Source organism: Chlorogloeopsis fritschii PCC 6912, from assembly GCF_000317285.1.
Classification (GTDB): Bacteria; Cyanobacteriota; Cyanobacteriia; order Cyanobacteriales; family Nostocaceae; genus Chlorogloeopsis; species Chlorogloeopsis fritschii.
Genome location: NZ_AJLN01000149.1, coordinates 1 through 12,028, shown reverse-complemented (window position 1 = coordinate 12,028; position 12,028 = coordinate 1). Strand labels below are relative to the sequence as shown.

Annotated in this window: 8 protein-coding genes; 5 read left to right on the top strand and 3 right to left on the bottom strand. The window is 43.1% G+C overall.

Translation table 11 applies throughout. The features are described from left to right. Positions 1–487 precede the first annotated feature (487 nt). From UYC_RS0133060 to ilvA, 5 genes are all read left to right on the top strand, one after another. Positions 488–3,091 carry a TonB-dependent siderophore receptor gene (locus UYC_RS0133060; RefSeq protein ID WP_235083006.1) on the top strand — a complete coding sequence of 868 codons (2,604 nt, stop codon included), beginning with the start codon at positions 488–490 and terminating at the stop codon, positions 3,089–3,091. Between the two features lie 261 nt (positions 3,092–3,352). Continuing rightward, positions 3,353–4,324 (top strand): iron-siderophore ABC transporter substrate-binding protein, encoded by a 972-nt coding sequence (locus UYC_RS0133055; RefSeq protein ID WP_016876670.1) that lies wholly within the window; start codon positions 3,353–3,355, stop codon positions 4,322–4,324. Beyond that, complete coding sequence (gene fhuF, locus UYC_RS0133050; protein ID WP_016876669.1) at positions 4,325–5,203, top strand: siderophore-iron reductase FhuF; 879 nt, start codon at positions 4,325–4,327, stop codon at positions 5,201–5,203. Between the two features lie 283 nt (positions 5,204–5,486). Next, the gene (locus UYC_RS0133045) at positions 5,487–6,809 is read left to right on the top strand and encodes an MFS transporter (protein WP_016876668.1); all 1,323 of its coding nucleotides are present in this window, start codon (positions 5,487–5,489) and stop codon (positions 6,807–6,809) included. An 87-nt stretch (positions 6,810–6,896) separates the two neighbouring features. Then, positions 6,897–8,408 carry a threonine ammonia-lyase, biosynthetic gene (gene ilvA, locus UYC_RS0133040; RefSeq protein ID WP_016876667.1) on the top strand — a complete coding sequence of 504 codons (1,512 nt, stop codon included), beginning with the start codon at positions 6,897–6,899 and terminating at the stop codon, positions 8,406–8,408. A gap of 222 nt (positions 8,409–8,630) precedes the next feature. Here ilvA and UYC_RS0133030 read toward each other — a convergent pair whose 3' ends face one another. The 3 genes from UYC_RS0133030 to UYC_RS0133020 form a co-directional block, all read right to left on the bottom strand. After that, positions 8,631–9,200 carry a cupredoxin domain-containing protein gene (locus UYC_RS0133030; protein WP_016876665.1) on the bottom strand — a complete coding sequence of 190 codons (570 nt, stop codon included), beginning with the start codon at positions 9,198–9,200 and terminating at the stop codon, positions 8,631–8,633. Positions 9,201–9,345: 145 nt separating this feature from the next. After that, a complete protein-coding gene (locus UYC_RS35930; protein WP_016879823.1) occupies positions 9,346–11,607 on the bottom strand; it encodes a heavy metal translocating P-type ATPase in 2,262 nt (753 codons plus the stop codon). 43 nt (positions 11,608–11,650) lie between these two features. Further along, a complete protein-coding gene (locus UYC_RS0133020) occupies positions 11,651–11,851 on the bottom strand; it encodes a heavy-metal-associated domain-containing protein (protein WP_016876663.1) in 201 nt (66 codons plus the stop codon). Positions 11,852–12,028: the final 177 nt, after the last annotated feature.

Below are 12,028 nucleotides of genomic sequence, written 5' to 3'. Positions count from 1 at the left end.
CAATTACTTGTAATAGACTAAAGCAACTTTGCTCAGATAGCAAGCAAATATTAATCAATAAGTCTTATCAGCTTGTACGCCAAAATAAATTTTAATAGAAACTATCTTAGGACAGATGACAAAAGCTCATATTATTTAGTTCTAATTTAGAGCTTACTATAAGATGCTCGGAAATTATTGAGCACTACGCATTACACACACCACAGTAGTGAAACTTCTAGAATACGAAGTTTCGTTAAATGCTTGTTCACGCGAAAAGTTTATGATAATCTTTCCTAATAGTTTGAGAGTTAGCTGCAATTATTTTGCAGATAACACTTGAAAAGGTTTTGAAATATAGTGCCAAGTATTATCGATAAAATATCGCGTCGTTAATTTCGGACGTGATGTTTTTTGCTGGGCATGAGCGATCGGCATCAGGGTGCAACTAGAGTCGTTAGTTAAAAGTCTGTTAATTGCAGGTGAAGTTCAAGGAGCAGCAATCAGAATGAAGCCCGGATTCATGAATGAGATACGTTCGTTAGGATTAGCATTAGCGGTGATTAGCACCTTGGTACAACCAGCCTATGCAGGAACGCGGGTAGCAAAAATCTCTAATTTAAACCATCATGAATCTTACTCTACCAGCGCGGCGCAATTGCTTGTGCAAGGTAATGATATTTCAGTTACTAAAGTAACAGGTGTTAAAGTTAATTCTACAGATAAAGGCATTGAAGTTATTTTAGAAAGTGCGAACGCAGAAGCACTCAAAACAGTTAATAACAACCAAGGGAATAGTTTTATAGCAGATATACCCAACGCAGTGCTAGCTCTACCTGAAGGTAAACCTTTTAACTTAAATAATCCAGCACCAGGAATTGTATCTGTCAGTGTCACTCAAGCTAGTGCCAATGTTATTAGGGTGACAGTAACAGGTGAAGGAGGTTTACCAAGCGCAGAGTTATTTGACAGTGATGAGGGTTTAATTTTTGCATTTACACCAGTTGTTGCCACTAAACCACAGCAGCAACCGGAAGCACAAGAAACGCCTCAACCAGAGCAACCTAGTGAAGTCCAACCCGACGAACCAACTTCTGAAGCTGATGATGAGCCAATTGAATTGGTGGTAACAGGTGAGCAAGACGGGTATCGCGTAGAAGAATCATCAACTGCAACAAAAATTGATGCTCCACTGCGTGACATTCCTGCATCTGTGCAGGTGATCCCCAGACAAGTGATAGAAGATCGTCAAGTAGTGCGCCTGAATGAGCTAGCTGACAACGTTAGTGGTGTACAACAGCAATCAGGCTATGGCGGGCTATCTTCTCAAGGTTACTTTATTCGTGGGTTTGAATCAGGTTTTCAAGCCCTCCGCAACGGATTTCAAGATTTTGGTTTTACCAGTCCTCGCGATGTTGCCAATATCGAGCGGGTCGAGTTTCTTAAAGGCCCTGCATCAGTACTTTACGGAAGTGCTATTAACCCTGGTGGTGTTGTCAATACAATAACCAAGAAACCTTTGCCAGAACCTTTTTATCGGGGAAGTTTTACTGCTGGAAGTTACGACTTTTATCGTCCGACAATTGATATTACCGGGCCTCTAACTGAGGATAAATCAGTACTTTATCGGTTAAATGCTGCTTACGAAAATGCTGGTAGTTTTCGGGACTTTAATGAAAGCGAAAGCTTCTTTATCTCTCCGGTAATTACCTTAAATATTGGGCCGCGAACCAGCATGACTTTTGAGTATGAATACCAAAAGTATGATTATACCTTTGATAGAGGCTTACCACCAGGAGAGGTATTTTTTGACATTCCTATCAGCCGATTTTTAGGAGAACCTGATGTTAACGATGCTGAGTTCAGATCTAACGTATTAACATACAACTTCGAGCATCAATTCAGTAATGACTGGAAAATTCGGCAGGGTTTTAACGTCACTAGTACCAACGGAAAAACTGCAATAGCACGCAACTCTAATTTCTCCGAACCTTTTTTGGAAGAAGATGGCAGGACACTTCCACGGGTAGCTGCAACAACAGATGAAGAACAGGAAAACATTTCCTTGCAAACTGAAGTCAGCGGCAAATTTAATACAGGCTCCATCCGTCATAATGTTCTGTTCGGAGCAGAGCTAGCTAACTACAGATTTGCTTACGACTTTTTTGAAGCTCCTATAGCAGGAATAGATATCTTTAATCCGGTGTATGGTGCTACGCCAGGAACCTTTGAGCGGTCTTTCTTTGAGGAGTATGGCGGTAGGAACGTGGCACTATATGTACAGGATCTGATTGAACTTTTACCTAATCTAAAACTTTTAGCAGGTGGTCGCTTTGATTGGGTAGATTCTTACTACAAAGACCTAGCAGAAAATGCTTTTGATATAAGAACCTCAGATTCTAAATTTTCCCCACGAGTCGGTATTGTTTATCAACCCACAGATACCACCTCACTTTATGCAAGTTGGACAAATTCATTTAATCCCCAGATTTTTGGGCGCAGTCGCACAGGTGAACAATTTAAGCCTGAAACTGGGGAACAATTTGAGGTTGGTGTTAAGCAGGAATTTTTTGACAAAAGACTCTCGGCTACTTTGGCATTTTTTGACATCACTAAACAAAATGTACTAACTACAGATCCTGAAGATCCTGATTTTAGCATTCAGACAGGAGAGCAGAAAAGTCGTGGTGTAGAATTAGATATCACAGGTGAAATTCTACCGGGATGGAAAGTGATTGCTACCTATGCCTATACAGATGCCTATGTTAGTGAAGATAACGAGTTAGATCTGGTTGACAATCGCTTACAAGCTGTGCCTTATAACAGTGCTAGCCTGTGGACAACCTATGAATTTCAGCAAGGTAATTTGCAAGGTTTGGGATTTGGATTAGGACTTGTCTACGTTGGTGAACGGGAAGCTACTCTCCCGAATACCATTAAAATTCCTTCTTTTGTCAGAACTGATGCTAGTCTGTTTTATCGCCGTAATAATTGGCAGGCTGCTCTCAACTTTAAAAACCTGTTTGATACTGAGTATTATGAATCTCAAAGCTTTTACTTAGTTCCTGGTGCGCCGTTTACTGTATTAGGAACAGTTTCGGTGGAGTTTTGATAGAGGTAATGAGCAATATTTTCTAAATTTTTAACTAAGAATATTGTTCACATTAAAAGTTCCCTTGACTTGACTGCTGAGAGCACACCTTTGTAGTAGGATATGGGTGAGTATTGATGACGTGCCGGAGTAATAACCTCCGCACGTCGTCAACTATTTCATAGATTTTTAGTAAGCTTGATTTTCGCCGCTTCATTCCTACACTGATTGCGAAAAATGATAAGGAAATATTGGTATAAAAACATAGCATTATTCTTAATAATGGCCCTGACTGTAATATTGATTAAGGGTTGTCATAGCTTTTTACCTCAGCAAATACACTCCTCAAATGTAAAGTCAATAGCATCAAAATGTCGAATTATCAACCATGAATTAGGAGAAAGCTGTATTCCTCTTCATCCTCAACGAATTATTGTTACCGATCAAGAAAGTTTAGAAGTACTAGTGGCGTTGGGTTTAAAACCAATAGCAACAACAAAAGCAGATCGGTTAGGTAGCAAAGCGCGTATATTGGAGGGAAAAATTGATGGTATTATTAATTTAGGGCGCGAAAGCCAGCCTAACATAGAAAAAATTGTCAAATTAAATCCTGATTTAATTTTAGGTTTTTTAATTAGTCCTCAAAATTATAAGTTATTTTCTCAAATAGCTCCAACAGTTTCAATAAATTATACAGAAACTGGTTGGAAGAAAATTTTACAAGAGATAGGTGAAATAGTAGACAAAAGTCAAGAAGTAGAAAAAATATTGGGTCAATATCAACAAAGAATTGAAAAATTGAGATTGGCTTTTGCTCAAAAGCTTGGAAAACCAGAAATTTCTGTAATGCGATTTCCTTCTGAAATTAAAAATACACAGTTTCTTAATCAACTATCATTTCCTGTTAGTATTTTGGAGGAATTGAATCTATCTATACCCTTCGCACAACGTCAAGTTAGCAATTCAAAGGTAAGTTATGACAATGTGAGTTTAGAACGTGTAGACTTGCTAGATGCAGACGCAATGTTTATAGTTATAGACCCAGGTTCAGAAGGCAATTTTCAAAAATACAAGAATAACCCTTTATGGCAAACGCTAGATGTAGTAAGAAAAGATAGGGTATATACTGTTGATTCTGGTTACTGGATCTCTGGTAGTATCCTGTCAGCCAATGCCATTTTAGATGACCTTGTTAGATACTTATTAGAAGCACCAGCAAAATTGTCAACTTCGAGTCAGAGAGCAACTTTATAGATGGCACAAAAACTAATTTATACCAAAGCGTGTAATTTTATAGAAGAAATATTTACTCTTGCTCAAAGCACTTTAGATAGTTTATATACTGACTGCATTGTTTTGACTCAGCCTCCTGATGATGCTGAGGTAATTTCACTAAATGATTATTTACAACCAGATAGACTTTTATCTGCTTGGAAAGCAAGCGAGATATACCAAAAAAGTCAAGATATTCGCGTTGCTGCTTCTATCTGGAACAAAGTATATAGCTGGACAACATTACCCGGTGTTTTAGCCTTGATGACTTGGGCTGGAGTCGGGCTGGATGCTGGGCTTGACAATGTAAGTTTTGTTTTGGAAGACGGCGAACCCAAAGCACTATGGTTTCATGACCTTAGTCAGACTGTAATTTATCCTAAGCGATCGCCTCTTCCAATTCCCGAAGACTACCCAGGAATAATAGTAGACAGCGTTGAAGCCTTACACCAAGCTGTCTTCACTGGCTTATTTCAACATAATCTAGCACCAATGATAGACCGAGTTCATAGCTTAACCAAACTCTCCAAAAAAATTATGTGGGGCAATGCGGTTAATGCTTCCGAAGGACAGTTTGCCGAACTTAGCCAATGCACTAGCCCAGAAGCAATACAAACAGATTATTCAGCCTTGTATGAAAAAGCATACAGTTCAGTCATGCTGGGACGCAATCCCCTCTACAACTTGGTACGCACTGAACAAATTAACGAACCCGGTTTACCTGCCACAACCACAGTTAGACTCACCTGTTGCTTGTATGCTTTCATTCCCCCATACGACGAAAAGTGTACAAACTGTCCTCTACTTAAACCACAAGAACGAATTGCACTCATGAAGGAAGAGATGACAGAAGCTGAATGAAATACAGTTAATAGTTAGTAGTTAGTAGTTAGTAGCTGGTTGTTCTCCTCTGCTCCTGGTGCTCTCCATCTCCTCTACTCCCCTGGTTCTTGTCTCCTGTGGTTCCCCCTCACGCCAGTCGCCACCCTCCGGGAAGCCGCTCTCCGAGCGTCTACAAGTCGGGGAACCCTTACTTACAGAAGCCGCCTTCGGCGTCTACAAGGAGGGCAAAGCGCAAGGGCGCGCTGCCTCACCACGGCGCTGGCTCCTCTTCTTAGCCCCTAGCCCTTATTTTTAAATCAAAATGCCACAGCAACCAAGACCCACCAGTATGCGTAATTTTATCATCGTCTGGCTTGGTCAGCTAGTTTCTACCGTTGGTAGCAGCATGACTAACTTTGCGATTGAAATTTGGGCATGGGAAATTACAGGTAAAGCAACTACCCTCACTCTGGTAGGTTTTTTTAGTTTGCTACCAAGTATTATCATTACCCCTATCAGTGGTGTAATTGTAGACAGATTTAACCGGAAATTACTGATGATGGTGGGTGATACAGTTGCCGTACTTACCACAATTATGATTTTGTTGCTGTATCTCACCAATAATTTACAAATTTGGCACTTTTACCTTACAGGTGCGATTGTCGGGACTTTCAATCAATTTCAATCTTTGGCGTACTCGTCATCAGTATCGCTGATGATTCCTAAACAACACTATACCCGTGCTAGTAGTCTAGAATTTATGTCTGGTTACGGCAGCAGTATTATCGCACCTGCTTTGGCTGGATATCTTTACACAGTTATTGGTTTTCTGGGAATTTGGCTGATTGATATCTTTACTTTTGCGATCGCTATTGGCAGTTTATGGTTAGTCAGTATTCCTCAACCACCACCAACTACAGAAAATGAAACAATAGTTGATATTTGGCAAGATTTGGGAGTTGGTTGGCGCTACATTAACACCCACAAAAGTTTACTGGCGCTGTTAGTAGTTAACTTGTTATTTTGGCTACCCCATGATATTGGAGATTCCCTATACGCACCGATGATTCTCTCACGTACTGATAATAATACTTTAGTGCTGGGTAGCTTGGCTTCTGCTGCTGGTTTTGGTGGTGTGACGGGAGCCATAATTGTAAGCACTTGGGGTGGTTTCAGACGGAAAATCAAAGGTGTTTTATTGGGAATGATCGGTGCAGGTTTAAGCAAAATTGTTTTTGGTTTGGGTAGAACACCTTGGGTTTGGATTCCGGCTCAATTTTGCTCGTCTTTCACTTTCCCTTTAAATGGGAGTTCGGATAGTGCTATTTGGCTAGCAAAAATACCACCAAATATGCAAGGAAGAGTTTTTGCTGCGCGATCGCTAATTTTGCAGTTAGCTTCTGCGGTAGGCTATTTGATAGCAGGGCCTTTAGCAGATCGTGTTTTTACACCTGCGTTGCAATCTGGGGGTGTTCTTGTCGGTATTTTTGGAGGATTATTTGGTACTGGTACTGGTGCGGGGATAGCTTTGCTATATGTGATCTGTGCAGTGTGTATGTTGCTGGTTGGTTTGGTTGGGTTTTCTGTGCGCGTACTACGCGATGTGGAAAAGATTGTACCGGATCACGATCGGGTTGCTTTGTAGCACAGTGCAAATAAGTTTCGACCAAAACAGGTACACAACTGGCGTAAAATTGTACTTTATCCGGCATCTGCTATCCCTTTTACACCCATGCTCTGCGATTATTTGGTACAAATTCTGACTGCCCGCGTGTACGATGTTGCCCAGGAAACACCACTAGAAGTTGCTCCAAACCTCTCGGCGCGACTGAATAATAAGCTCCTGCTCAAGCGTGAGGATATGCAGTCAGTATTTTCCTTTAAGCTGCGGGGTGCCTATAACAAAATGGTGAACCTGCCACCAGACTTGCTAGCGCAAGGTGTAATTGCTGCCTCTGCTGGCAACCATGCTCAAGGAGTGGCTCTTGGTGCCCGTCGCCTGGGAACGCGGGCAATTATTGTTATGCCAGTAACTACGCCCCAAGTAAAGATAGATGCAGTCAAAGCACGTGGAGGCGAGGTGGTGTTGCATGGGGATACTTACGACGATGCCTATGCCTACGCTCGGAAATTGGAAGCGGAAAAGGGCTTGACGTTTATTCACCCCTTTGACGATCCGTATGTGATTGCCGGGCAGGGAACAATTGGAATGGAAATTCTGAGGCAATACCAAAAACCCATCCATGCAATTTTTGTAGCGATTGGGGGTGGCGGATTAATTTCTGGAATTGCGGCATATGTGAAGCGATTGCGCCCGGAAATTAAGATTATTGGGGTTGAGCCGGTGGATGCCGATGCCATGCATCAATCCCTCAAAGCCGGAAAACGGGTGCGCTTGTCTCAGGTGGGTTTATTTGCCGATGGTGTGGCAGTGCGAGAGGTGGGTGAAGAAACCTTTCATCTGTGTCAGCAATACGTGGATGACATTATTCTCGTTGATACGGATGACACTTGTGCGGCAATTAAAGATGTTTTTGAGGATACGCGATCGATTGTAGAGCCGGCGGGGGCATTGGCGATCGCTGGTGCAAAAGCCTATGTAGAACGGGAACAAATCGAGGGACAAACTTTAGTTGCAATTGCTTGTGGTGCGAATATGAACTTCGATCGCCTGCGTTTTGTCGCAGAACGAGCAGAGTTGGGCGAACGCCGCGAAGCCATCTTTGCAGTCACGATTCCGGAAGAGGCGGGTAGTCTGCGTAAGTTTTGCCAATGTATGGGCAGGCGTAATCTGACTGAGTTTAACTACCGCATTGCTGATGAGAAAGAGGCACATATTTTTGTAGGCGTGCAAATTGAAAAGCGTGCCGACAGGGCAAAGATGGTTGCAACTTTTGAAGAGTGTGGTTTCAAAACCATAGATTTAACCGATGACGAACTCACAAAACTGCACCTGCGGCATATGGTAGGTGGGCGTTCTTCCCTTGCTCACAATGAATTACTTTATCGTTTTGAGTTTCCCGAACGCCCTGGTGCATTAATGAAGTTTGTGGATTCTATGAGTCCTAACTGGAATATTAGTATGTTCCACTACCGCAACAATGGCGCAGATTACGGGCGAATTGTTGTCGGCATCCAAGTTCCTCCCCATGAGATGGAAGAGTGGCAAGCATTTCTCGATACCCTGGGCTATCGCTATTGGGATGAGAATAAGAATCCAGCATATAAGCTGTTTTTGGGATAGGGCAAGTAGTAATTAAGACGTTGTTTTTCTTTGTTAACCCAGCCTATTCAAATTAGTATAGCTTTGGGTAAAATAGTAGCGACCTTAAACGCAAAGGTACGCAGAGTAAGCGCAAAGGGACGCAAAGCCTTTCCTCAAATTCCTGTTTCAACTGAGCAACCTAAGATTTAATGTGCTGTTGTGTTACTCAGATGAGTTATCTTCATCTAGCGCTAACCGTTTTCATGCTGAAATCTGCGTAGAAAACTGCTGTGTGCGAAGAGCATTGGATGGCTCCACTTTGATCGCACCGCGAAACATATTCATGCCGCAGGTAAAGGTGTAAGTTCCTGGCTGGTTGGGAGTGAACTCAATTGGAGTAACTTGGTTTAGGGGTAGCTGTTGGGCAATATGGAAGTCAGGCAATCGGATTTCTTCAAGGCAACTGCTAGAATCTTTGCGGTAGAAGTTGAGCCGGACTTTTTGGCCTGCATTAACTACAACTTGGCTTGGTTCATACCCACCATCAACGGTAATTGTTACCTCCTGAATGCCCTGCTTTGATTGTGCTTTTTGCGATTTTGGCTTACTCAGCAAAAACCACCATAACTCCAGTCCTATCAATCCCAATCCGCCAGCAGTAACGGCTCCTTTTACCCACAAGGGTTGTTGTATACGGCGGAATTGACTTGTTTGCTTGGTTTGAGATGGTTGCATATGTTCGTGGGACATTTGTGCAACTGCTTTGTTAGAAGCAATTCCAAACACCAATCCCAAACTTGCAACACTGCCAATGATTGCTATTTTGTTCATGATTTCAACGTCTTTGTTGGTGAATTTAACTACATTGCAAGCTATGCTAGTGCGCCGGAAATAGCTCCAAGTAAAAATCCAAATCCTGCCAAGGTTCCAAAAAATATGACTGTCTTAAGCATCGTTATTAATCCTTATCATATATTCAACCAATTGTTTTCGGTCGGAAATTACGCAAACGCAGGGCATTCGTCACTACAGAGACGGAACTAAAGGCCATTGCTGCACCTGCAATAATAGGGCTGAGTAGCCAACCGAAGAAGGGGAAAAGAATTCCTGCTGCAATTGGAATACCAGCGACGTTATAAATAAAGGCAAAAAAGAGATTCTGACGAATGTTACGAATCGTGGCACGAGAAAGTTGAATGGCGGTAACAATCCCGTGTAAATCTCCAGAGATGAGGGTAATGTCACTAGCCGCGATCGCTACATCTGTTCCTGTGCCAATTGCCATCCCGACATCGGCTTGAGCCAGCGCCGGTGCATCATTGATGCCATCCCCCGCCATTGCCACAATTTTGCCTTCCGACTGAATTTGCTCAACAGTCTCCGCTTTTTGATCTGGGCGAACTTCGGCAAAAACTCGCTTGATGCCCACTTCACGAGCAATCACTTCGGCAGTACGGCGATTGTCTCCGGTCAACATTACCACTTCCAATCCCATTTTTTGCAATGTGCGAATCGCGTTTACAGAAGATGGTTTCACCGCATCAGCAATCCCCATAATCCCTTGGATTTTGTTATTCACCGCAATCCAGATCGCCGTCTTACCAAGATATTCCAAGCGATCCCAATCTTCCTGCAATGCACCTGTATCAATGCCTAACTCTCTCATCCAACGGTGGGTGCCAATTTGTACCCATTGATTTGACACGTACCCTTGTACACCACTACCAGCGATCGCTTCAAACTCCTGTGCATCCCTCAATTCCACACCTTGAGATTGAGCATAATTTACAACTGCCTCAGCCAAAGGATGTTCTGAATTGCGTTCGACAGATGCTGCAAGGCTCAGAAGATTTAGCTCATTACCATTAGCTGTACCGCTAACAGTTACAAAATCGGTGACGGTGGGCTTACCTTGCGTAATTGTACCCGTTTTGTCGAGGACGATCGTTTGTAGTTTGTGTCCCATTTCTAGACTTTCTGCACCCTTGATGAGGATGCCATTCTCCGCACCTTTGCCTGTGCCCACCATAATAGAGGTTGGAGTTGCTAGTCCCAAGGCACAGGGACATGCAATGATTAAGACTCCGACTGTCGTAATTAGCGCCATCGTCACATTGCCCATGAAGTTGTACCAGAGGATGAACGTAGCAATGGCAATGGCAATGACAACTGGTACAAACCATCCCGTAACTTGATCGGCTAGTTTTTGAATTGGAGCTTTCGATCCTTGGGCTTGCTGCACTAGCTTGACAATCTGCGCCAAGAATGTATCTTTACCTACTCGTGTGGCTCGGAATTTGAAACTACCAGTTTTGTTGATCGTAGCTCCAATCACTTCATCACCCGGTTGTTTCTTCACAGGAAGACTTTCGCCCGTTACCATTGCCTCATCAATGGTAGAGGAACCATCAACAATCTCACCATCTACCGGAATCTTTTCACCTGGACGCACCAGAATCACATCGCCCTCAACCACCTCTGCAATGGGCAGATCAATCTCTTGCCCATTGCGAATGACTCGCGCCGTTTTTGCCTGCAGGCCCATAAGCTTACGAATAGCTTCGGAGGTTTGTCCTTTGGCACGATTCTCTAACAATCGTCCGAGCAAAATTAGGGTAATCACCACCGCAGAGATTTCGTAATACACATCGGGTGATAATCCCTGGTTGAGGAAAAATCCGGGGAAAAAGGTTGGAAAGAGTGAATAGAAAAAAGCAGCACTGGTTCCCAAAGCAACTAATGTATCCATAGTGGCAGTATGCCGCTTGAAAGCTTTCCAAGCTCCTTGATAAAAGGATTCACCACTCCAAAATTGGATGGGGGCTGTTAAAACAAGCTGAAGTAGAGGGTGGTGTAGCCAATCCGGAATCCACGGCATATGCACCCCCGTCATCATTGGTAATCCTCCAATGACTAGGATGGTTGTAATCACCCCCCCCAAAATGAGCCGTCGTTTTAGTTTTCGTGATTCCGCCTGACGAGCTTCTTGTTCGGCATCTGTTTGTGCGCTCATTATTGCTTGTTCTTGGAGGGGGTAGGCAGAGTACCCCGCCTCTTCGATTGCCTGTTGAATGTCCTCCAGGTTAGTTTGCTGAGGGTTATATTGAACAGTAGCCTGTTCTGCCCCGAAGTTCACACTGCACGCTTCTACTCCCGGCACCGATCGAATAGCTTCTTCAATGTTGTTAGCACAGGAAGCACAACTCATACCCCGCAGTTTCAGATTCGCGTTTTCCATTGTCAAACCTCCTAACGATTTCCCGAACTGCTTTTTATAGAATTTAGTGGCTGTTAACGGTATAACCTGCGGCTGTAATTGCTTCTACGATCGCAACTTCTGCTGCTTGAGTTTCGATATGGACAAGCTTAGTTTTGGTATCAGCATGAACAATTGCCGCTGGATCGACAGTTTTCACCGCTTTTGTGATGCTTTCACCACAGGCAGAACAAGCCATGTTAGGAACTTTGAGTTGAAGTGTCATCTGATGTACTCTATTTAATCTACTAATCCCATTTTGAAATCTCCATCTTGCTGGAGAGTCAAGGGGTAGTGAGAAAAAATTTTTGAGGGTACAAAAAGTATGAGCAAATGGGCGCGATCGCCGCCTCTATTGCCTCTGCTGGTATCGCCATCCTTTGAGGGTGAAAAAGAATGTAGT

Bases quoted from the DNA above. Each gene is read 5' to 3' on its own strand.
- UYC_RS0133045 (WP_016876668.1), top strand. From the start codon at position 5,487: ATGCCACAGCAACCAAGACCCACCAGTATGCGTAATTTTATCATCGTC.
- fhuF (WP_016876669.1), top strand. From the start codon at position 4,325: ATGGCACAAAAACTAATTTATACCAAAGCGTGTAATTTTATAGAAGAA.
- UYC_RS0133030 (WP_016876665.1), bottom strand. From the start codon at position 9,200: ATGAACAAAATAGCAATCATTGGCAGTGTTGCAAGTTTGGGATTGGTG.
- UYC_RS0133055 (WP_016876670.1), top strand. From the start codon at position 3,353: ATGGCCCTGACTGTAATATTGATTAAGGGTTGTCATAGCTTTTTACCT.
- UYC_RS0133060 (WP_235083006.1), top strand. From the start codon at position 488: ATGAAGCCCGGATTCATGAATGAGATACGTTCGTTAGGATTAGCATTA.
- ilvA (WP_016876667.1), top strand. From the start codon at position 6,897: ATGCTCTGCGATTATTTGGTACAAATTCTGACTGCCCGCGTGTACGAT.
- UYC_RS0133020 (WP_016876663.1), bottom strand. From the start codon at position 11,851: ATGACACTTCAACTCAAAGTTCCTAACATGGCTTGTTCTGCCTGTGGT.
- UYC_RS35930 (WP_016879823.1), bottom strand. From the start codon at position 11,607: ATGGAAAACGCGAATCTGAAACTGCGGGGTATGAGTTGTGCTTCCTGT.